Annotated in this window: 12 protein-coding genes; 8 read left to right on the top strand and 4 right to left on the bottom strand. The window is 65.2% G+C overall.

Annotated features, from left to right (window positions below):
- Positions 1 to 43: 43 nt before the first annotated feature.
- Genes ABFD92_07165 through ABFD92_07155 form a run of 3 tightly spaced genes read left to right on the top strand, consistent with a single transcriptional unit; the run spans position 44 to position 8,509 of the window.
- A complete protein-coding gene (locus ABFD92_07165) occupies positions 44 to 1,516 on the top strand; it encodes a multiheme c-type cytochrome (protein MEN6504301.1) in 1,473 nt (490 codons plus the stop codon).
- Positions 1,494 to 2,336: a thioredoxin family protein gene (locus ABFD92_07160; protein ID MEN6504300.1), complete on the top strand. Its 843-nt coding sequence runs from the start codon at positions 1,494 to 1,496 to the stop codon at positions 2,334 to 2,336. Before ABFD92_07165 ends, ABFD92_07160 begins: the two co-directional genes overlap by 23 nt.
- On the top strand, positions 2,333 to 8,509 hold the full coding sequence (locus ABFD92_07155; protein MEN6504299.1) for a HEAT repeat domain-containing protein: 6,177 nt from the start codon (positions 2,333 to 2,335) through the stop codon (positions 8,507 to 8,509). The genes ABFD92_07160 and ABFD92_07155 overlap by 4 nt, the downstream gene beginning before the upstream one ends.
- A 266-nt stretch (positions 8,510 to 8,775) precedes the next feature.
- Here the strand turns inward: ABFD92_07155 and ABFD92_07150 are convergent, their stop codons facing one another.
- From ABFD92_07150 to ABFD92_07140, 3 genes are all read right to left on the bottom strand, one after another.
- Entirely contained in the window at positions 8,776 to 9,375 is a 600-nt protein-coding gene (locus tag ABFD92_07150) for a hypothetical protein (GenBank protein MEN6504298.1), read from the bottom strand.
- A 149-nt stretch (positions 9,376 to 9,524) separates the two neighbouring features.
- The gene (locus ABFD92_07145) at positions 9,525 to 10,073 is read right to left on the bottom strand and encodes a hypothetical protein (protein ID MEN6504297.1); all 549 of its coding nucleotides are present in this window, start codon (positions 10,071 to 10,073) and stop codon (positions 9,525 to 9,527) included.
- A 99-nt stretch (positions 10,074 to 10,172) separates the two neighbouring features.
- Complete coding sequence (locus tag ABFD92_07140; protein ID MEN6504296.1) at positions 10,173 to 10,538, bottom strand: DUF3467 domain-containing protein; 366 nt, start codon at positions 10,536 to 10,538, stop codon at positions 10,173 to 10,175.
- Positions 10,539 to 10,634: 96 nt separating this feature from the next.
- Here ABFD92_07140 and ABFD92_07135 point away from each other — a divergent pair, with 96 nt between their 5' ends.
- From ABFD92_07135 to ABFD92_07115, 5 genes are all read left to right on the top strand, one after another.
- Positions 10,635 to 11,501: an efflux RND transporter periplasmic adaptor subunit gene (locus ABFD92_07135; protein ID MEN6504295.1), complete on the top strand. Its 867-nt coding sequence runs from the start codon at positions 10,635 to 10,637 to the stop codon at positions 11,499 to 11,501.
- Positions 11,502 to 11,520: 19 nt separating this feature from the next.
- Entirely contained in the window at positions 11,521 to 13,398 is a 1,878-nt protein-coding gene (locus ABFD92_07130) for an HlyD family efflux transporter periplasmic adaptor subunit (protein MEN6504294.1), read from the top strand.
- 62 nt (positions 13,399 to 13,460) lie between these two features.
- Positions 13,461 to 15,680, top strand: coding sequence for a PqqD family peptide modification chaperone (locus tag ABFD92_07125; protein MEN6504293.1), 2,220 nt, complete (start codon positions 13,461 to 13,463; stop codon positions 15,678 to 15,680).
- Between the two features lie 240 nt (positions 15,681 to 15,920).
- Positions 15,921 to 17,879 (top strand): hypothetical protein, encoded by a 1,959-nt coding sequence (locus tag ABFD92_07120; GenBank protein ID MEN6504292.1) that lies wholly within the window; start codon positions 15,921 to 15,923, stop codon positions 17,877 to 17,879.
- A gap of 190 nt (positions 17,880 to 18,069) precedes the next feature.
- On the top strand, positions 18,070 to 20,856 hold the full coding sequence (locus ABFD92_07115; GenBank protein ID MEN6504291.1) for a hypothetical protein: 2,787 nt from the start codon (positions 18,070 to 18,072) through the stop codon (positions 20,854 to 20,856).
- Positions 20,857 to 21,354: 498 nt separating this feature from the next.
- Here ABFD92_07115 and ABFD92_07110 read toward each other — a convergent pair whose 3' ends face one another.
- A complete protein-coding gene (locus ABFD92_07110; GenBank protein ID MEN6504290.1) occupies positions 21,355 to 22,458 on the bottom strand; it encodes a uroporphyrinogen decarboxylase family protein in 1,104 nt (367 codons plus the stop codon).
- Positions 22,459 to 22,529: the final 71 nt, after the last annotated feature.

Raw genomic sequence — 22,529 nt, 5'->3', positions numbered from 1 at the left:
GAAGAAACGGCCACGGCCTGGAAAGGCTGTGCCACAAGACATTATGGCGTTTCGAAACTGGAAACTTGAGTTTGAAGACCAGCGACTGCCCCGGGTCATTCCCTGGGCGTTCATCCGTGGCGTGGCCATCGCCGTGGCGGCGGTGGTCGCGGTGGCGGCCGCGGGACTTTGGGTCTGGCCCGGGTGGCTGCTGGAGCGTCCGTGGCAGCGGAGCGGACCGGCGCCGGACCGCATCGCGCTGGTCTTCTCCAGCGACATCGGCGGGCAACTCGAACCTGCCGGATGCACCCGCCGGCGGTGGGGCGGCATTGCCCGCACCGCCGGGTATATCCAGTCCGTCACCGATCCGCCTATCGTGCTGGCGATGGATGTGGGCGAGATGACGGCCGGGCCGCTGGCGTGGCAGCAGCAGGGGTGGGAGCACGCCCTGCGAGCGATGGGCGCCGCCGGTTACCGCGCGGCGAACCTCGGTGCGCGCGAGGCGTCGCTGGCGGTTGACGACCTGCGGCGCGTCGCGGCGGCCTCGCCCGTGCCGCTGATCAGCGCCAACGTGGTCGACGCCGCCACCGGTTCGCCCGTGGCGCCCACGCACGTGTCGTTCGAGGTGAGCAATCTTCGCGTGTCGGTCGTGGGCGTGGTGCAGAACGACCCGCGCGCGGCGCCGGGGGCGGGGCTGGCCATCGCCGATCCCAGCCGCTCGCTGGAGTCATTGCTTCCGGGCCTGGCCGCCCGCAGCGACGTGCTGGTGCTGCTGGCGGCGTGCGATATCGAGACGATGCGGGCGCTGGCCAGCGCCCATCCGCAGATCGACGTGATCCTTGGCGGGCGAGTCACGGCCGCCAGCCGAACCATCGAACGCGTCGGCGCCTGCCGCCTGGCGTACCAGGCCGACCACGGGCAACTGCTGGGGCGCATGGACGTTGCCATCCGCGACAGCGGCCGCCCCGGCGATGCTACTGCTGGCGTGGTGCTTCTTGACGAATCCGTCGCCGAACCGGCGGACATGCTCAGCCTGGTCGAGCAGTACAACGCTCAATTGGCCGCCATCGCGCAAAAGAGCGGGCTGGCCAAACTGGGGCTGAACTCCTCTACCCCTGCGGCGGCAGCGGGCTCGTATGCCGGCAGCGAGGCCTGCCGCTCGTGCCACGCCGAAGCCCACGCGGTCTGGATCGCGTCGGCCCACAGCCGCGCTCTTGCGTCGCTGACCCAGCGCCGCCGCGACAGCAACCCCGACTGCCTGCGATGCCACGTGCTGGACGCGGGCGCGCCACAGGGGTACGCGGGCATGGAGTCGGCGGCACTGCGGGGCAACGTGCAGTGCGAATCATGCCACGGTCCGGCGAACCGCCATGTTGCCAACCGCAACCTGGGCACGGGCGTTTCGGAGGCGGACGCGCTGCTGCCAAAAGTGTCGCCCCAAAGTTGTGTGTCCTGCCACGACTGCACGCGCAGCCCCGATTTCAACTTCTCCGTTTACTGGAAGAAGATTCAACATGGCAAGAACAAGACTCGTTAAACCGGCCCTGTTCGCCGCGGCGGTCATGGGCATGGTGCTGGCCGGGGCCTGGGCCTCGTCGACCGCGCCGCCGGCCCAGACGTACGAGCCGCGGCTGGTCTTCGGCCAGGACTTCGAGGCGGCCATGCGCCAGGGCGCAGCGGCCCGCAAGCCCGTCGTGCTGTACTTTGGCGGTGCGGCCTGCGTGTGGTGCCGCAAGATGGAAGTCAGCACCTTCACCGCCCGGCCAGTGCTGGCGCTGTCGGAGCGGTTCGTTTGGGTCAAGGTCGATCCCAACGACCGGCCGGACCTGGCGGGCGTGCTGGAGGTGAGCGGCGTGCCGGCCATCTTCGTCATCGCTGCCGACGGCCGCGTGGTCAATTCCTGCGGCGGATACGTGGCGCCCGAGGCGCTGACGGAGTTTCTGCGCAAGTCGCTGGACAAGGCCAACGCGCCTCCGGAGTCCAGCGGCGTCGAGTTGATCGAGGCGATCCGGACCGCCGCGGCTGGCGGCGAACCCTCGCCGCGCCTGCAGGCGGCTGTGGGAATGGCGGTCAACCGCCTGGCGCAGACCGACCGCTCCGTGCGTCCGGCGATGCTCGAGGGGTTCAAGGCGATTGGTCGTCCGGCGTGGCCGGTCCTGTGCGACCTGATGGCCGAGTCGCCGCTGGCCAAGCGCGCCGCCGCGGCAGGGGCGTTGGCCTATGCCACCGGAGCTCAATTGCCGTTCGACCCCTTCGCCGACGCGCCGCAGCGCGCCGCCCAGGTCGCCGCGTGGCGGGCGTGGATTGCCGCCCACGCGGCTACCCGCCCTGCTACGGCAACATCGGAGGCAAAATGACCCCCCGGCGAACCTTCGGTCTTGGCATTGTTCTACTGGCGGCGATCACGTTGGTTTCCAGCCAACTGCCGGCGCGCCTGGATATCCTTCCCCGCGCCGCAGCAACGCAAGAAGCGGACGACTCCGACGACAGCCGGCTTCGAGGCGTCTCTGGCGTACCGGTCCCATTAGTGACCCTCCGCGAGCCATTTGATTCGGATGACGATGAAGCCACCACGCGGCCGCATTCCCGGGGCGCAACCGCCGCCGTCTCGCAGGATGTGCTGCCGGACGTTGACGGCATGTCCAAGTCGATGGTGCGACGGTTGATCGCCGATGCCCGGCGCAACCCCGAGATGGCCCGCATGCTCGTGCGCCACTATCCGCAGTTGGGGGAGGTTCTCAGCAAAGGCGACCCGGCCACCATGCCCGCCTCGGCGCCGACCGTCGCGGCGCTGCGCGAAGCGGCGGCAAAACGACGCCAGGCCCAGGCCCTGGTCGACACGCTGGCCAAGGCCGACGAGGCCGCCACCGCCCAGATCGAAAAGCAACTACTCGCCCTGGGCGAGGCGGCTGTCACCCCGCTGAAACTGGCCGAGATGAGCAGCGACTTCGACCTGCGCCGCAAGGCCCAGCGTCTGGCGTCGCGCCTGCGATGGCGCCGGGCGGCCTCGGCGTCGCTGCTGGCCCAGCAGGGCGACCTGGTCGAGATCATGAGCGGGCAGGACCGCCAGGCCCGCGCCACGCTGGTGGACGCGGCGATCAAGGCCGCCGATGCCGCCAGCGTGCCTTTCCTGGCCGAGTGCCTCGCCGATCCGCAGCCCTATGTCCGCCAGCAGGCCATCGAGGGGCTTGTCGTGGCCTGGCAGAAGACCGGCGAGCGCGACAGTGACAGCGAGGACAACTCCGCCGCCCTGTCCAATGCCACCAAGGCCCGCAAGGAACTCTCTCGCCTGCTCGTCAGCGTCCTCAAAGACGACAGCCGCAACATCCGCCTGTTGGCCGTCGGAGCGGCAGCCAAGACCGGCGCCGTCAGCGTCGACGCACTGGCCGAACTGCTCGACGACGAGTCGATCGAAGTGCGCACCACGGTCATCAAGGCGATGGGCTTCTCGCGCGACTCCCGCGCCCAGCGGTACATCGTGCCGCTGCTGGACCACCCCCAGTGGCGACTCCGCGCCGCGGCGCTGGAAGCCCTGGGCACCCTGGTCAGCCGCTCCGAAGACCGCGCCCTGGCCCAGCGCGTCATGCAGTGCCTCAGCGACTCCGACGGCTACGTCCGCGGCCTGGCCGTCAAACTCCTGGCCTCGTGGAACTATGCCCCCGCCGGACCGGTCTTGTTCAAAATGGCCATGGACGGAAAGATCCCCGAGCGCGCCGCCATGGAGGCGTTGGCTACTCTGAAGGACCCCCAGGCGCGATCCCACCTGCTCAAGCAGTATGACGCCGCCACCGACGCCGCACGCAAGAGCGAACTGCTGGCCATGGCCGACGCCTGGGACCCCGACGCCGAGATCGACCGCCGCCTGGGGCAGGCGATCAAGGATGACGCCTTCAGAAAGCACTGGCCCCAACTGGTGCGACAGGCCGGTCGCCGCGAGCGATGGCAATCGTTCTTCGCCACGCTCTGCATGCATCTGGAAAGCCCCGACGACGCGCTGGCCACGGCCGCCTGGGAATCGCTCGGCTCGCGCGTGTCGCAGCGCCGCCTTCCGGCGGACGTGCAGGAGCGGCTGATGGCCTCGAGCCGGCCCGATCGCCCGCAATGGGCCCTGTTCGCCGCCTACCATGGCGGCGACGGTACCAGAGTGCTCGCCGGCCTGGCTCACGCCGATGCCTCCGTGGTGCGCCTCGCCCTGGGCATGATCGCCGCCAGGGCCTTCGAGGACAATCTCGGACAGGACTTCTACGTCAGCCGCAGCTCGTCCTTCGGACCCGAAAGCGCCGACCGTGCCCGACCGCCCCTGCCGGCCCAGGAGGGGCGGAAAGTCGCCGCGCTGCTGACCCACGCTGACCCGCAGGTGCGGTTGATGGCCGCGGTGATCCTGTTCCGCACGGCCTCTCGCAGCGATGCGACCGTCAAGGACATCCTCCACAGCGGTCTCAAGTCCGGCGGGGCCGACAGAAGCCTCGCCATTACCGCGATCGTCGATCAGCCGCAGGAGTTTCTGGCCGACTTCGACATAGCGGAGGTCCTGAAGAATCCCCAGACGTCGGAGGTCGCCCTGCAGATGATCGCGAAGGTCGGGCCGGGCAGATATCTGCGCGACCTGATGGATCTGGCCGAGAAGGCCCCCAGCGACTCCAGCAACTCCACCCTGATGTGGCTGCTCTTGAGCAGCGGCGACGAGCGGGCGATGGACGTCGTCTTCAAAAGACTGGAAAAAAGCAGATCTTACACGCTCTATGAATTGACGCAGCGCGTCGCCTTGCTCAAGGGCCCAGGCGCCGTGCGGTTCATCGAGTGGGCTTTGTCCCGCCCCGACGTCGACTACCGAGGCCTCATCGGCGCCCTGTTGCAGAACCAGGATCCGTCGGCCGTCGCCTTGCTCAAGAAGATACTCTCCGGCGCCCTTAAGGTTCGCCAGTTGGCGCAAGATCGAAGCATGATGGCACAGGTCCGCCGCCGCCTGGCCGAACTGGACCCCCAGGGCGCCGGCGCGGAACTCGTGGCCGCGCTATCGTCAAAGACCATGGCCGTACAGGATGCGGCGGTGGAGAGCATCCTCAGCGGCGAGGTGAGCGATGCGCTGGTGCCGCTGCTCATGAAGGCGATCGACGCGCTGGGCAAAACCAACGCGCCCGTCTCATCGCGCTGGGGCCAGGTTGTCGCCGCATTTCCTGAGGAGGCCTTCCGCAAACATCTCGCGCCGGCTCTTAACACCGCGCCGGCGGTGATCCGCCAGGCGGCCTACGCCCGCTTGGCGCGCGTGATGAAGCAGTCGGACCTGGCAGTCCTGCTCACCCTCAAAGCGGGCGACACCTACCTGCGTGAGAACCTCGCGATGGCCATCGCGACGGCCTGCCCTGATGCAGCGCCCGCGGTCGATCTGGCCAAGGTCCCGCCGGATACTCTGGCTGCCGTTCTCAGTGCGGCCGCCAACTGGCGCGACGGGCGCAAGCTTGTCGAACCGTATCTCGACGACCCGCGTGCGCCGGTAGCGGCGGGGGCTTTGGCGGCTATGGCGTACTCGATTCTGGTGCGGCCTGGCGAGGCGGTGTCGCCGCGGGCGCAGGCGGCGCTGGTGGCAGGCGTCAACTCCCGCGACGTCGCGATGGCCCACCTGGCGGCGCAGGCGCTGTCGGCGGCGTGTCCCGACGTGCTGCGCGGGATCGCCCCCGGCGATATTCCGACGACCAATGCGATGCTCGAAGCCGCCCTGGCTCACGGGGACAAGGTGCCCGAGGGCTTCCGCCGGCGCATCGGCGACATCCTGCGCGGACCGGCGCTGAGATCGCCCGCCAGCGCGCCGGCCGACGCCCCGCAGGCCGATCCGGTCGCCATCAACAAGGCGCTGCTCGTCGCCAGCCGCTCGTACCACCCCTCCTATCTCGAGGACGTCAAGAGCTGCCGCGGCCGCATCCCCCACGTGCCCAACTGGACTCGCTTCGTCGTCGCCTGCGGCGATGCGCAACTGCTGATCGACAACCTCGACGCGCTGAGCGGCGAGGACTGCAAGAAGATCCAGCCCGCTATCGACGCCCTGGTGAGCAAGGCCCGGGCCGACAAGAACGACGTTCTGTTTGCCCGCCTGGCATTGGCCGGTTGCGTCCAGAAGCCCCTCGACGGCGACCTGCCTCGCCTGATCCGGGGCAGCGGCGCCGCCGCGGCAGACCCCATTGAACACGAGTACTACGGGGAGCCTAACATGACGACGGCCATGTCCATCAGCCCGTTGCTGCTGGAATGGGCCGGCGATACCCCCGACCCGGCCGTGGTGGCGATGATCTCCTCAACCACGCGCAGCGGCGTGACGGCCGCCGCCGTGGCCGATTTCAAGTGGAAGCTGCCCCAGGCCCGCCAGGCGCTCATCCAGACCCTCACGCGCAGACCGCGCGCCTCGCGGTCGGGGGGGCTGCTCTCGCTGATCGGGCTGGGGTCGTCGCGATCATCTTCGTCGCCGCAGGAGCGGCAACTCAAGACCCTGGCATCGAGCACGCTGTCAATCACCGGCGACGGAGAAACCGCCAAGGCCCTGCTGGCCTCCTGCACCGCCGACGATAGCGACAGCGACCGGCTCAGGGAGTCGATGGTATTATTCCAGGCCGCCGCCACCGTCGACCCGAATGCGGCATTTGAGTGGCTGAAAAACTCCGGCGCCCGAAACGACAGGCTCTGGTACGTCGCGCGCGGCATTCTTCCGTCAGTGGCGGACGACGCGAAGGTGGACATGCAGGACGATTCCCCAATACGCTACATGCAGTCCTCCTTTTCGTCTGTCCTGATGAACTTGCGGCAGAACGCTGCCCAGACGCAGCCTGCCTCCGGCGCCGCGACCTCCCAGGCGGATGACAATAGCTTACAGCCTGATGACGGCACGGCCGTGCGCTTCCTCATGCCGCCCTGGAATGAATCCCGGGACAAAGCGCTGGTCCATCGCACCACCGAAGAGGTGCATGAACAATTGGCCGGACTGATCAGGAACATCTCCGATCCCAAGCTCGGCGCTGATGTCAGAAAGGCTTTGATGCTCAGGCAGGGTATGGTGTCCGAGGACTATTCCATCCGGCAGATGATTGGTCTGGTCAGGGACGGCGTCATCTCTCAGGAGGATGTCGAGGGGCTACAAGGCGCCGAGATGTACTACCTGCGGTCCCTGTCAGAGCCCGGCGACGCCGTCGCGACACTCCTTCCGCCGGCGGAGATCGCCGAGGCACTGGCGCCGATGTTTTCCGCCCAGGCGACCTCCGTCCGCACCTTTGCCATGCGCCAAGCGGCACGATGGCAGTTGACCGCCCTGCGCGGGCAGGTGGCGGCGGGTCTGGATAGGAAAGAACCCGTCGAGATCATTGAGGCCGCCTGGGCGCTGGCCATCCTCGACTCTGACAAGGCCATCGAGCCGATCGCCCGAGCGTACGCGCAGCAGAAGGACTTCGACCTGCGCGTCCACCTGGCCTGCCTGTTGCGGATGATGGGCAGTTCCGCCGGCGACGCCGATATCGCCCGGGCGCAAGAACTCAAAACGCTGTTGTCGGCGCGGGCAGCCGTGATTGCGGCCTCGATGCCCCAACCCACCGACCGCGACGAAGACGACGACATGCGGGAACTCGTGTATCGCAGGATGATGCACATGCGGCGGGGCTACGAGCGCCCGGACGCGCCCTCGGCGGCCCTGCCGTCATGGGCGGACTCACTGTCCCGCTTCCAGGACGCGCCCACGAGAGACCGCGATGGCGAATCGGCGGACGAGCCTGCGACTGTCCCCCCGGCGGTCTGCTCCGACCTGTCGGAGATGAGCTTCCAAGGCTCTTCGCTGCTGGCGCCGAAGCTTCGCGACAACGGACTGCCCCTGGAGGGCCTCAGCGGCGGCTCGTCTTATTCTTCTGAAACCGTGTTCCAGCGCCCGTGTCTGCTGGAACAGCACCTGGAACCAAGCTTCTACGTGCAGTTCGCCGACCGTGCCCGCAACGGCGCGGAGCTGTTCGATCTGTGGCGGGCCTGGTGGCGGGACAACCGCACCGCCACGCCCGCACAATGGTGGCGCCAGGGGCTCGAACAGGCCGTCGCCGAACTGACGCATCCCAGATGGTGGCACCGCATGCGCGCCTCGGCGCGACTGATGCGCCTCAGCGGCCGATGGGTCGACCCGCCCTCGCTGTTCGACATGAACGCCTGGCGCCAGCTTCAGCGACAGTGGCGACGCCGCCTGGAAGAGCCCGCCTTCGCCGACAGGCGCTCCTGCCTGCTCCAGGCCGCCATCGAGGCCGGCGCCCTGCCGCGAGAGGCTCTGGCGCACGCGACAGCCGATGAGCAGTACCTCGCCGACCTGGTACGCCTGGCCGGATGGGCGCCCCAGCCGCTGGCGACGGCGGCAGTGATGCAACTGCAGACCAGGCCCGACCGCGACCAACTGCTGCGCGCAACTCTGGCCTGGCAGCGCTGCCCGCGGTTCGAACTGGTCAAATGGACCCGCCTTGTCCTGTCACAGCGAACCCGCGCCACGCGGCTGTTCTATACGCGCGAACAGCTCTGACCCGCCGCCACGGCGCCCGCTCCGGCTTGGCAGCTTGCTCTCTGGTGCGCTATCATTCTGTGCCGGGACTGATCATAGAGAGGGGGAATCATGTTTACGATGCTTGGAGCAGAGGTATTGCCCGAAGCGCTTCATTTTCTGAACTGGGGGTGGTGGCTGGTCCACCTGATCGCTATCCCCGGCATGTTCCTGATCGGCATGGCCGTGGGCAAGAGCAGGTGTCGCCGCACGCACACAGACACGCGAACGCCACCGCGATGAACTCGTCAGCGGCATAGCTTGACGATCAGGCGCTTGGCGGCGGCGTCATAAAACCACGCGCTGGACGCGGCGCCGTTGACTTCCTTTTCCGATGCGGCGCGGGCGAGGGTGCCGCCCTGGTTGATCTTCACGGACAGCCCCTCCACGCCCACCGACTGCAGCGCCGCCACGCCGGCGATGCGGTACAGCACGTTCTGAGAAGGCGCCCGCGAAGCCGCAAGCGTAAGCCCGTCGCCTTCCTGAACGGCCTGAAATGTTACCCAGGCGTCCAGCCCGACGTCGCGGTACTTGAACGCGCACCGGCCCCTGGGGAAGACCAGCACCGTCAGGCTGCCGGCCGACTCGGCGGTGCCGTGGCCGGTGTACGCGCGACTGACGTCGAGGGGAATCAGTGAGCCGTTGCGGACAAAGATGGGCTCGCGGCCCAGCGGCACGGGGTACTTGATCTTGCCGCTGACGACCTGGCTTTGGTCCCAGTAATTGATCCATTCGCCTGGCGGCAGCTCGATGTCCAGTTCCGTCATGGCATCGGTCACGTAGGCCACAAAGATCTCTTCGCCCAGTTTCGTCGCATACTTTTCGGGACTAGGCTGGCGGAAGATCATCTCGTTGGTTTCGTAGGCGTGGTAGTCGTAACTGTGCAGGTATGCCGCCAGTTCCAGGTGCAGCCACGACCAGTACCGGTAGGCGTCAAGGAGCTTTGGGCTGTAGCCCCACGTCCAGGGGTCGCAATCGACCCAGGGGCTGTTGTCCATCACGACCTGCATCGAGCCCCAATGCAGACGGCGGAAATAGACCTCCTCGGCCGGGCGGCGGTTCTTGTCAACGTCGTAGGCCGTGAACTCGTTGTAGGGCGCGGGCAGGAACTGGCTCTTTGAAAACACGCGGCGGATGCCCGTCCGCAGCCCGCCCCCAGTCGACGCCCAGGCAGGTCGTCCTGCCCCCACAGGTGCAGCAGCAGGCGGATCTTCTTCTCCCGCAGCCGCTGGATCATCGCATCACTGAGGGTGATCGTGTCGTTACGCGCCCAGGACGTGCCGTCGCAGTGGTAGCACGTGATCGGGATGTCGTGCTTGATGAGGTTGTCCAGGTCGTAGTTGATCTCATCTTCAAGCGTCTTGCCATAGCTGCCGCAGCTTCTGCCGAAATCCGGAAACCCCGTCCCGTACCACGGCCCCAGCACCCACTTGCTCGGCGGATGATAGCGCGCGCCCTTGGACGCCGGCTGCGACGCCTGGGCCAAAAGACTACCACAGAGGCACAGAGGGATCAGAGAGAAGAAAAGGAACATCAATCTTTTCATGACGCACTCCGAGACAAGACGGGAAGATGCGTAGCAGCAGCGGCTGGGAATGATACAGCGCCCAGCATTCATCTGCCATCGGCATCAAGGACTGAGGATCTAAGATCTCTTTCTCTTGCTCGCGTCGAGTTCGATCTCGCCGAACTGGTCTTCGTATCGGCGGATGAGTTGCGACAGGGCCATCGCCAGGCGTTTGGCGCTGAAGTAGTTCAGCACCACGCGATTGGTGATCTGCAGGATGACCTCGGGCTGCTTGGGGTCCTGGGGCGGGGCCACCCCCTTGACGCCGAAGTCCAGCATCACTTCCTCTTCCGAGGCGTGGCTGAGGACGACGTTGGCGTACACCGTGGCCATCGTGCGCTCGTCCACGCGCACGGAGACGTTCTTGTTCTGGGCGGGGTCCTGGTCCTGGGGCGCCTTCGACTCGTTCCGGTCGGCCATGGGCTTCTCCTTGTTCAGCTTCAAGTATAGTTCCTTGGCGGGTGAACAAATCTGAACTTCCCACCCCCAGTTTCAGTACAATAGTCTTGATAACGGGACCTCATGCCGGGGAGACATGCTTTGACTCTGCACAAACTCGCTCTGACGCTCATCGCATTGTGTACAGCCTCCGCCTCCGCCGCCCTGGCGCAGGAGGGGGGCATCAAGGCCCTGACGCGCCCGCGGGATAACGTCACGCTGGCGTTCGTCGTGCCGGGACGAATCGCCGAGATCCCCGTCAAGGCCGGCCAGCCCGTCCGCAAGGGCCAACTGCTGGCGCGGCTGGACGATTCGGCCGAGCGGCTCAAGACCGCCCAGCTCAAGGCCGCCGCGGAGGATCAGACCCGCGTCAAGGCCGCCGAGGCACAACTCGCTCAGAAGCGCGTGGACCTGGAGCGCACGGAAGGGCTGTTCAAGAAGCAGGTCGCCAGCAAGTACGAATACGAGCACGCGCGGCTTGAGGTCACCATCGGCGAGTTGTCGCTGGCGCTGGCCCGCCACGAGCAGGAGCTGAACGTCCTGAAGCACCAGGAAGCCCAGGCCCAGCTCGAGCGCATGGCGATCGTCAGCCCCGTCGACGGGCAGGTCGAGGACGTGATCGGACAGGTCGGACAATCGGTGGACCTTCAGGCCAAAATCATGACGCTGGTGGTGATCGACCCGCTCTGGGCCGACGCGCCGGTTCCGGTGGAGCAGGCCGCGGCGATCAAGCTTGGCGACGCGGCCAAAGTCGACTTCGGCGCCGGGCGCGTCATCGAGGCCAAAGTGGTCTATGTGGCGGCGATGGCCGACGCGGCCAGCCAGACCCGCACCATCCGCGTGGAAATTCCCAATGCCCAGTCCCGCGGCGGCGGCGACCACGTCACGGTGAGATTTACCATGTCGACCGCGGCCGCCTCGGCAACCACGCGCCCATCCGCGGCGATCGACCCGGACAAGACCGACTGACCCTGGCGTGCAGGTGCCTATGACAACCAGCCAAACGCAATCGTCCAGCGGCAGCGCCGAATTGTCGGGCGCGCTCGATCTCGTCGAGCGCCTGCGCCGCTTTAACGGTCCGGCCCAGCAGTTCCTTCTGGAACTGCTGACCGTTCAGTGCCGCCTCAGCGCCGCTTCGGCCGGGGCGATCCTTCGCCGCAACGACGCGGGAACCGTCGAGGTGGCGGCTGTATATCCGCCTCCGCCGCCAGAGGCCCCCGCGCCGGCGTGGTTGGCCACCGCGGCCCAACTGGCCCCGCAGACCCTCGCCAAGGGGCGCACCTCGCTTCACGCCCTGCATCAGGGCAGCGAACTCTACGGACAGAATGCCGCCCAGCACCTGCTGGTCATGTCCGTCTCGACGGACAACTGCTCCCCCGCAACTGCGGCGTTTCTGATCGAAAGCTCCGACTCGCGCGTGCTCGCCGCGGCGCGCCAGCGGCTGGAGCTGTCAGCCAGTCTGCTGAGCCTCTACGAGATGCGCCTGGCGCAGCAGCGGCGCGAGGGCGACTTCGCCCGCCTGCGCGCGGCGATGGAAGTGCTCTCTGCCGTCAATGCCCATGAACGATTCGCCGCCACGGCCATGGCGCTGTGCAACGAACTGGCCGCGCGATGGCAGTGCCACCGCGTGTCGGTCGGATTCCTCAAGGGGCGTTATGTCATCCTGACCGCCACCAGCCACACCGAGAAGTTCAGCCGCAAGATGAAGCTCGTGCAAGATATCGAGGCGGCCGCCGAGGAGTGCATCGACCAGGACGTGGAGGTGCTCTACCCCGCGCCGGAGGGTGCCAGCTACGTCAGCCGCGCCTGCGGAGAGCTGGCCCGCCGCCAGGGTCCCAGCTCGGTGCTGGCGCTGCCGCTGAGGCGGGCGGGGCGGCCCGAAGCCGTGCTCGTGCTCGAGCGCGACTTTGAGAAGCCCTTCGTTCTGGACGAGGCCGAGACCCTCCGCCTGGTGCTGGACCTGTCTTCGGCGCGGTTGATCGCTCTGCGCGAGACTGACCGCTGGGCGGGGGCGCGTATCGCCTCCAGCGCGTATCGCGGGCTGGGCGGGGTGCTGGGTCCCAAGCACACCTGGGCCAAGCTCGCTGCCGCGGGCGTCCTGGCGGCCGTGCTGTGCCTGATCTTTGTCCAGGGCGACTACCAGGCCCAGGCGTCGTTCATGACCGAGGCCGCCCAACGCCGGGTCATCACCGCGCCTTTCGACGGCTACCTGGAGAAGACGTTCGTCGAACCCGACAGCCGCGTCGAGGCCGGCGCGGTGCTGGCCCAGCTCGAGACGCGCGACCTGCAGGCCCAGCTCCGCCGGGCGGTCACCGAAAGCGCCAAGTTCACCAAGCAGGCCGACGTGGCGATGGCTGAGGGCAAGACCGCCGAGGCGCAGATCGCACGCGAGAACGCCGCTGCCGCCGGCGTCGAGGCCGAGCTGCTGGGCGACCAGATCAAGCGGGCCCGCATCGTCTCGCCGGTGGCGGGGCTGGTGCTGGTAGGGGACCTGAAGAAACGCATCGGCGTTCCGGTCTCGCGGCGCGACGTGCTGTTCGAGGTGGCGCCGGTCGACGACCTGTACGCCGACCTGTCAGTCAGCGAAGACCAGATCACCCCCGTCCGCGTCGGGCAGAGCGGCGAACTGGCCAGCGAGTCGTACCCGCAGCAGCGCATCGCCTTCACGGTCGAACGCATCACGCCGCTGGCGGAGGTGTCCGAGCAGGACAACGTCTTCAAGGTGCGCGTCAGGCTCCACTCCACGCCGCCCTGGCTGAGACCGGGAATGACCGGCGTGGCGAAGATCGACCTGGACAAGAAACCCCTGGGGTGGCTCTGGTCGCGCCGCCTGGTGAACTGGGTCCGCATGAAGCTGTGGTTGTAGTGGCACAGGCTTTCCAGCCTGTGTCTTAGAGGAGCACAGCCTGGAAAGGCTGTGCCACCAAGATGCCGATACAACGTCCGACATTCAGCGAGTCGTGGTACCGCGTGACGTCCCTGACGCCGCGCCTGCGGGGCACGGTGCAGGTCAGCCGCCAGTTCTTCCGCGGGCAGATGTGGCACGTGCTGCAGGACCCCTCGAGCAATCAGTTCTTCCGCCTCAACGAACCGGCGTACATGCTGGTGGGGCTGCTCGATGGCAAACGCACCGTCGAGCAGGCCTGGAAAATCTGCAACGACAAACTCGCCGACGAGGCCCCCACGCAGGGCGAAGTCATCTCGCTGCTGGGCCAGCTCTACACCAGCAACCTGCTGGCCGCCCAGGTGCCCCCCGACGCGCGGGGCCTGTTCAATCGCCACCACCAGCGCGTCAGCCGCGAGATGCGCGGACGCCTGTCGAACCTGCTGTTCGTGCGAATCCCGCTGCTGGACCCCAACAACTTCCTCGATCGCTGGGCCGGCGCCCTGGGCGGGCTGTTTGGTCCCGTCGGCGCGGTGATCCTGCTGGCGCTGGTGGGCGCGGCCGCCTACCTGCTGGCCGGGCGCGGCGACGAGCTGCTCTCGCGCGGCGCCGGCGTGCTCGAAACCGCCAACCTGCCGCTGCTGTACGTCAGCTTCATCTTCATCAAGCTCTTCCACGAGTTCGGCCACGCCTTTGCCTGCAAGAAGTTCGGTCTCGCCGGCGGGGGCGGCGGCGAGGTGCATGCGATGGGCGTGATGATGCTGATCTTCACGCCCATGCCCTACGTCGACGCCTCGAGCGCCTGGGCCCTGCGCAGCAAGTTCCAGCGCGTGATCGTCGGGGCCGCCGGAATGCTCGTCGAGCTGGGCGTTGCCGCCGTCGCCGCGATCGTCTGGGCGATGACCTTCAGCCCCACGCCCACGCCGCTCAACGCCATCGCCTACAACGTGATGTTCATCGCGGGCGTCTCGACGCTGCTGTTCAACCTCAACCCGCTGCTGCGGTACGACGGCTATTACATCCTCTCGGACCTGCTGGAGATTCCCAACCTCGCCGGCCGCTCCAAGCAGTACCTCTACTACCTGGTCAAGCGGTACCTCTGGTCGGTCCCGAAGGCGGATAACCCGGCACACTCGGCCGGCGAGAAGGCGTGGTTCCTCTTCTACGGACCGGCCTCGACGGTCTACCGCGTGGTCGTCTGCGTGGGAATCCTGGCGTTCATCGCCGACAAGCTGTTCTTCGTCGGGGCGATTCTGGCCGTGGCGGCCGCCGGGGCGTGGGTCGCGGCGCCGCTGGGCAAGTTCGTGTACTACCTGGCGACGAGCCCCGAGCTGGCCCGCGTTCGCGGCCGTGCGGTGGCTGGCGTGCTGCTCGCTGCGGCGCTGTTGGCGGGGGGCCTGGGCCTGGTGCGCGCCGGCGACACGACGCGCGTCGAGGGCGTCACAGAGCCGCGCCAGATGCAGGTGATCTATCCTGCTGCCGAGGGCGTGCTGCAGCGCATCGTCGCAACGCCGGGGCAAAATGTCACACGCGGGCAGGTGCTGGCGGTGCTGGCCAATCCGGAGCTCGAGGCCCAGTTTAAGGCCCACCAGCACAACCGCAGCGCGCTGGAGACCCAGCGGGCCATCGCCCGCACGGAAAACGCCGCCGAGGTGCAGGTGCTCGACGCGATGATCGAGGCGATGGACAAGAAGATCGCCGACCTCAAGGGGCAACTGGACTCGCTGACGATCAAAGCGCCCATCGACGGCCTGTGGGTCTCGCCGGACCTGGACCGCTACGAGGGCGCCTTCCTCAGCCGCGACCGCCAGATCGGGGTCGTGGCCGACATGGACCACCTGCTGATCCGGGCTGTCGCAAAGCAGGACGTCGCCGCCGTGCTGATGAACGAACTGGCCCGCGACCCGGGGCTCAACGTCGAAGTACGCCTCCAGGGTCGGCCGGACGTGACCGTCGGCGGACGGCCGCTCGGCGGGCGCATCGAGGCGATCTTCAAGGCCGCACAGGAGAACCTGCCCTCGGCCGCCCTGGGATACGCCGCCGGCGGGTCGGTGCAGACCAAGACGGACGACCGCCAGGGAATGACCGCGGCGCAGGCGTTCTTCGAACTGCGTATCGTGCCGGACGCGGCGGGCGACGCGCAGGCCCTGCGACTGCTGCCCCGCCAGCGCGTCGTGGCGAGAATCGACCTGCCCGCCAAACCCCTGGCCGTCCAGTGGTGGCACGAATTGACGCAGGTGGTGCAGAAACGATTCCGTATTTAGTAATCGGTAATCGGTAATCGGTAATCAGTAATCGGTAATCAGTAATCGGTAATCAGTAGCTGGGTGCCATGGCGGCCGTTATCCCGCCGCCATGTCCCCGACCGCGTCGTGCCGCAAGCATGGCGGCTGAGAAACGACCGCCATGGCACCCGGTAGTCCCCCGGCCAATGTTGTTCAATCGGAAATTGTAAATTCCAAATTGGAAATTGGAAATTGCCCCTGCCCAGCACAACCTGGCGAATGCTCTCCCAGCCGTCCGGCAGCGAGGCCTTGCCGCGCACGCTCGACGCTGCCTGGGATACCGCCCTGGGTCTGGCCAACAACCTCCTGCCCCGCACGCGGCGGTTCCTCGCCCAAGCCGACGCGGTGCTGGCGATGGAAAAATCCTTCGCCGAACTGACCGACGCCAAACTCGCCGAGCAGGCCCGGCACTTCCGTGAACTCTTCCGCCGCAATCGCCAGAAGAAGCCCGACCTGTTAGCCGCCTTCGCCGTCATTCGCGAGGTCGCATTCCGCCAGCTTGGCGAGCGGCCGTACCGCGTGCAGGTGGCCGGGGCGCTGGCGATCGAGGCGGGGTGCATCGCCGAGATGGCCACCGGCGAGGGCAAAACGCTCACGGCTACCATGCCCGCGACGATCGCCGGCTGGCGAGGGCGCGGCTGCCACGTCATCACCGTCAATGACTATCTGGCCAAGCGCGACGCCGAGTGGATGAGCAAGGTCTACCGCTTCTGCGGACTGCGAGCGGCGCACATTGAAGGCGAGATGGAAGGCGACGACCGCCGAGCGGCGTACCAGGCCGACATCACCTACTGCACCAACAAGGAAGTGACCGCCGATTTCCTCCGCGACCGACTGGCGCTGGGCAAGCTCCGCGGGCTCACCGACGCGCTGCTGGCCAAGATCGTCGAGGGCAGCGGCCGCGGGACCGACCGGCTCCTCCAGACCGGTCTGCACTGTGCCATCATCGACGAGGCCGACTCGGTCCTGATCGACGAAGCCGTCACCCCGCTGATCATCTCCGGCCAGGCGCCCAACCGCGAACAGGTCGCCGCGTTCACGCAGGCCGTGGACCTGGCCCGCCGCCTCGAACTCCACACCCACTACCGCGTCAATGAACGCTATCGCGAGGTGGACCTGACCGACGCCGGAAAGACCCGGCTGAACGAACTGGGGGGCGAACTGGGCGGATCCTGGTCCCGGCGGCGACGCAGCGAGGAGCTGGTCGTCCAGGCCCTGACTGCCGCCACGTTCTACCGCCGAGACAAGCAGTACGTCGTCAAGGACGAGAAGGTCGTCATCGTCGACGAGTTCACCGGCCGCCTCATGCCCGACCGCGAGTGGCGCGACGGGCTCCACCAGGCCGTGCAGGCCAAGGAAGGCCTCGACGTGCAGGCCCCCAAGGACACCCACGCCCGCATCAGCTTCCAGCGGTTCTTCCGCCAGTACAGGAAGCTCTCGGGTATGACCGGCACCGCGGCCGAGGCGACGCTGGAGTTCTGGCAGATCTACCATCTGCCCGTGGCCGTCATCCCCACCAACCGCCCATGCATCCGCAAGGTCGCCCCCGACCGCGTCTTCGCTACCGAAACCGCCAAGTGGGCAGCCGTGATCGCCCGCGCCAAAGCCCTGCACGAAACCGCCGCCCCGATCCTCATCGGCACCCGCAGCGTCCGGGCCAGCGAGCAACTCTCGGGCATGCTGACAGCCGTCGGCCTCGCTCACCAGGTGCTCAACGCCGTGCGCCACGCCGAGGAGGCCCAGATCGTCGCCGGCGCGGGCGCGCCCGGGCGCATCACCGTGGCGACGAACATGGCTGGCCGCGGCACCGACATCAAGCTCGCTCGCGGCGTGGCGGACCTCGGCGGCCTGCACGTGATCGCCACCGAGCGCCACGAGTCCCGCCGCGTAGACCGCCAGCTGATAGGCCGCTGCGCCCGCCAGGGCGACCCCGGCCACGCCGAGACGTTCGTCAGCCTCGAGGACGAGTTGGTCCGCCGCCACGCCCCTCACAGCTCCTCCCTCCTGCGAACCCGCCACCGCGCCGCCGAGAACGAAATCTCCACCCCCTTCACCCGCCGGATCTTCACCAGCGCCCAGCGCACCGCCAGCCGCCAAGCCCTCGCCCAGCGCAAAGGCGTCCTCAAAACCGACGACTGGCTCGACGAATATCTAGGCTTCGCCGGGTCCCAGACGTGAACTGCTGCCATTATTCCCCGAGAGTAAACAGACCCGTAATCCTCCCATTGCCCATATATCACCGGATTTCCCAACACCGGTCGACGAATCTCCTCGCCTGCCCACGACTATTGCGGTACCATCGAAGCAGAAGCTTCTTAGTGCTGGGTTTAGACGGGATGGCATCTTAAACAGTAGCGGGAGTGATTACATGGGCATGTTGCACAGTCCCGATGGCAAGCGGAAATGTCCATCGGCGACGGCACACGCTAGACTCGATGAGGCGATGAGGCTCTGGCGACGAGCCGCCGTAGCTTACTTCGATCCACCCGAGTTCAGAACCTTTCTAAATGCCAGTATTCAGGCACTCAGAAATGTCACATGGGTACTTCAGAAACAGAAGAAAGAAATACCGCAGTTTGACGACTGGTACGGCGCCTGGCGAGAACGTCTTGCTAACGACCCTATCATGACGTGGTTGGTTGATGCACGAAATCAAATCGTGAAAGAAGGAGACCTGATCACTAAGAGCACCGTCCGGATTGCTGTTGTCGCTTGTTATTTCGAGCCCACCTCCCTTGAGATGGAAGCGGACCCACTTGCCTCAGTTGATGAAATAATCGGCGCACTGGACTTAAGGCAAGTACCACAGGAGGTGCGGGAAGACGGATTTGTCCGTATAGAAAGAAAGTGGATTGCAGAAGACCTGCCGGCCTTTGAGTTGCTTGATGCATTGGTACATGCCTGCGGGGTCCTGTCAGAGCTTCTACATGACGCAGATCGGAATATTCTCAGACTGGACAGAGACTCCTCGGAGTCAGGACAGTCGGGCGACATCGGCAACCTCCCTGCTTATATGAGAGGCGAGCCCGAGTTCCGGACGATATGCGTTCGGCTTTCAAACGGTGACCGAATTGCGGTCACACGAAGGGTCGCTTTCTCTGAGATGGGGCAGGAGGTTATGAAGGCTCAGTACGGAGGTTTTCCCATCATCTCCTTAGAACAAATGGGATCTGGAAACCTTCGTAAGACCAGTGAGTGGTTGTTCGAGTGTGCGCGGGAGATATTTCTTGTTGATGGCTATCATGTTCCTATAGTCTTTCTTCTCTTGCCCGATAGAGGCATGCTAAGTATTTGCCTCAAGCTGGATGAGCAAATAGAGAAATATCTCGTCTGGCGTGCAATTGCCGGGGACGTTGAAAGAACAGGTGCCGAAGCTATTATCGCAATCGGAGAGATGTGGTGGGCTCCATACGATGCAAAGTACCCCCACAGGCAAGCTGGACAATCTTCCGAGCGACGAGAAATGCTGGCGCTATATGCTCTTTCGAGAGATGATGAGGCCATTTCGCTAAAATGTGACATTATCCGGAGCAATGAAGGTGTGACTCTGGAAGAGGTAGCCGAAGAGAACCAAGTGTCACCAAACTTTCTCGAACCTGTAAAGCGCGTCTGGTTTAAGAAGAAGGAGGCCCTCAGACCTAAGAAAATGTTGCCGGATTTGGTGGAAGGCATAATTCGCTCGATACAAGTCAGGAATATCGATCTAGATATGGTCCCTTCCGATACGGTTGCTCATCTCCTGGAACGTTCTGCCTCAAAGCATCGCTTTGATGGTGCCGCAATGCAGGGAAGACCGCCTGTGCTCCTGTTCAGGATAGCCGATGGGGCTGATGCGGCCGCCATCGAAGAGATGTGTCAGCCATCAATACCTGTTTGCCCGATCGGGTTGCTGGTCTGGCCTTGGGAAGCTCGATTTGGTGGGCTTCTGACGGTAACTGTTATGGGTAAGATACCCTCTTTGCCAAGACCGGGCCCTGGACCAATGCCATTGGCTGGCCCTCATCCAAGAGTTTGCCTCCGCCCTGACGATCCGGCGTTCGACAGTTTGAAGGCTGGGGCTTTCATAGGCGTTTTCGTCTATGACCGTAGGCCAATCGGGGCCATTGAGGCCGTGTTTCCTTCGGGCGGAGCACAAAAGAGCCCACTGCACCAGGCGTTGATTGCTCTCTCATCCCACAGCATGATTCTGAAAGATCCCATAGCCTCCTATTGGGAGGTTCTCGATGCCCTCACCACTTACAAAGAGCATCTGAATCCTGAGGACCAGCTTTCATTAGGATGGATTCGTGAGTATACACGATGGGCTGTTGGGTTCCATTCGTATCTGGAGTGTGTTGACAAGGAGCTTTCAGATGTGAATATTCAAGCCTCGGGTTTATCAGAGGGCATATTAAACATCCTAATATCACTACGCGATGGTGGGTTTCGTCCGGAGCCATTGTTGGAATCATTTGCCAAGTTAGAAGCCCGAGGCCCGAAGATATTGTTCCGTGCCTGCGCGCAAGCCACAGAGGAGCTTGGAAAGTGGGCCAAGCAGGCCAACCACATAGAAAGGACGCATGTAGCCAATCTCCCCTTCTTCGCCCTAGATCTGTACTTGCTTTCTTCCACTCGGACTTCCGCCGGCCTTGTACTTCCTTGGCTCAGATCCGACTCTTCACTGTCTTCGTTGAAACTCACCCCAAGCGAGTTTCCAAAGGCTTGTCCCCCAGAAGAATACTGGCGCAGAATTGGCACAGGGCTACGGCTCAACCTTGGTATGTGTGTGGGCGCGGCAGACGCACCTGCAAGCCTGCAGAGCGACGAAAGCTGGCAGGCACTCGGCTGTGCTGATGGCATTGCAGTGACAGAAGATGAATCTTATCAGATGCTGAACGAGTTGGCTGAGCGCAAGGATCTTCAGAGACTTGATGGGACAAAGATGACGGTGGATCTCGGGGACTTCAAGAGGATGGATGTGACTGCGATCAACGCTGATCTGTATTGTGTACTGCGGAACAAATGCAACGAATTCATTTACATGTGCATCGAGCCCAGAAACCAGTTCTGCAGTCTTATCGCTCCAACCGGTGCTGCACGGAACTCCCACACGAATAGCGCTCTAACCAAAATCAAGCTTGAGGCGACAAGGGCAGTTCTTGCTTTCCTCCGCTGAAAGGGATCAAGAATGCTCTGTAGAAAGGCCATTCAGGCCCCACTTATGCGTGGAACCCGTTCTTCAAAATCGGGGTTTCCGTGCGGGAGTGTCAAGGCCTGACGGATACGGCAGGTGACGCTCATCTCCCTTGGGGACGAGTGCTGCGGGGCGGCTCGGTCGCGACACTGGAGAAGCATGTCCGTCAGGCGAGGGCAAGATGCCCTCGGCACGCGCGGGCGAGACGCCCGCGACACGTCCTGGCGCTGTCGATTCACCGCGGTGGCGCCATTGTCTACCCTGACGCCAGCCGAGGCGGCAAAAGCTAGTAACACCTTGTCATACAAAGACTTCGGATATTGGATGGATTCTGGAGTGCTCGAAAACAGACAAGAATAGACAACGGACGGACAACGGGAGATCCCGGTAATCCCGCCTTCGCCAAGGCTTCGGCGGGCAGGCCCGCACTCTCTGTCCCCATGGCGACCCGCTGCGCGTGTCGCCATGCCACCCGTTTGATCAATAGCGGCCGTACTTGTGGGCGGTTTCGTACATCGCTACCACGTTTTCGGTGGGGGAGTTGTCTTGCAGGGAGTGCGTCGGGGAGAAGCAGTAGCCGCCGCCGGGCATCATTGTTGCCAGCGTGTCGCGGCAGTAGGCGATCGTCTCTTCCACGCCGGCGGTGGCGACGGGGCCGGCGGTCGAGATGCAGCCGTGGAACGCCAGGCGGCCGCCGAAGGTGCGCTTGAGGTAGTCCGGGGACATGTTGGCGGCCTCGGGCTGCAGCGTGTCGACGGCGTTCATGCCCATCGAGATGTACTCCTCGTACGCCCAACTGCTCGAGCCGCAGGTGTGGATCATCACGGGCAGGCCGTACTGTTTGGCCAGGTCGATGAACCGCTGGTGGCGCGGCTTGATGTGGCGGCGGAAGAGGTCCATGCTGATGATGGGCCCGATCTGCGTGCCGAGGTCCTCGCCCATCCACATGAAATCGACGCCCCCCTCGGCGGCCTCGAGCGTGCGGCGGGCGGTTTCGTAGTGTACGTCGAGCATGCGATCGATCAGCAGCAGCCCGGCTTCGTCGTCGGTGATCAGGTCGACAAAGACCTGCCCCATCGTGCGAAGGAAGCCGGCAGTGTTGATGATGCACGCCAGGCCGGGGTGGCCGATATGCACGGCGTAGTCCTTGTTGGCCCGGCAGGCGGGGGCGACGACGCTGTAGTCGAACCGGTCCGGGTCGGGCATCGGCCAGCGGGCGATCTCGTCGACGCCGGCGTCGGTGAGCGGCCACTGGCAGTAGTCCCAGTACCCGCCGAACTCATGCTCGACCCAGCGCGTGCGCCAGCCCCAGCACGGGTCGACGTGCATGGGCAGCTGATCTTCGTGCAGGCGCGGGCCGGTGTACGGAGCGCCGACGCCGCGGAAGTCCACGCCCAGGGCGCGGTTGAAGCCTTCCCAGTCGTGGCTTTCAAGGCCGAGGTATTCCATCATGCGGCGGTTGATATCGCCGTTGCCGCTGTAGTTGATGGGCACACGGTCGGCTTCCTGGCATGCCAGCGTTCGCCGAACGCGCTGCTTGGAAGACATCTTCTCGGGCCCGCAGAGTGAGCGTTTGGGATTCATGGCCGTATTGAATGCTCCGCTGGCGGTGGAATCAACTGTATGTCAGCGACGAAGAACCGACGACGAGGACG

The sequence above is a fragment of the Planctomycetaceae bacterium genome, from assembly GCA_039680605.1.
Taxonomy (GTDB): Bacteria; Planctomycetota; Phycisphaerae; order SM23-33; family SM23-33; genus JAJFUU01.
This window is presented reverse-complemented; position numbering and strand designations above follow the sequence as displayed.

Coding starts and splice junctions, on each gene's coding strand:
- ABFD92_07165 (MEN6504301.1), top strand. CDS start 44: ATGGCGTTTCGAAACTGGAAACTTGAGTTTGAAGACCAGCGACTGCCC.
- ABFD92_07160 (MEN6504300.1), top strand. CDS start 1,494: ATGGCAAGAACAAGACTCGTTAAACCGGCCCTGTTCGCCGCGGCGGTC.
- ABFD92_07155 (MEN6504299.1), top strand. CDS start 2,333: ATGACCCCCCGGCGAACCTTCGGTCTTGGCATTGTTCTACTGGCGGCG.
- ABFD92_07150 (MEN6504298.1), bottom strand. CDS start 9,375: ATGATCTTCCGCCAGCCTAGTCCCGAAAAGTATGCGACGAAACTGGGC.
- ABFD92_07145 (MEN6504297.1), bottom strand. CDS start 10,073: ATGAAAAGATTGATGTTCCTTTTCTTCTCTCTGATCCCTCTGTGCCTC.
- ABFD92_07130 (MEN6504294.1), top strand. CDS start 11,521: ATGACAACCAGCCAAACGCAATCGTCCAGCGGCAGCGCCGAATTGTCG.
- ABFD92_07125 (MEN6504293.1), top strand. CDS start 13,461: ATGCCGATACAACGTCCGACATTCAGCGAGTCGTGGTACCGCGTGACG.
- ABFD92_07120 (MEN6504292.1), top strand. CDS start 15,921: ATGCTCTCCCAGCCGTCCGGCAGCGAGGCCTTGCCGCGCACGCTCGAC.
- ABFD92_07115 (MEN6504291.1), top strand. CDS start 18,070: ATGGGCATGTTGCACAGTCCCGATGGCAAGCGGAAATGTCCATCGGCG.
- ABFD92_07110 (MEN6504290.1), bottom strand. CDS start 22,458: ATGAATCCCAAACGCTCACTCTGCGGGCCCGAGAAGATGTCTTCCAAG.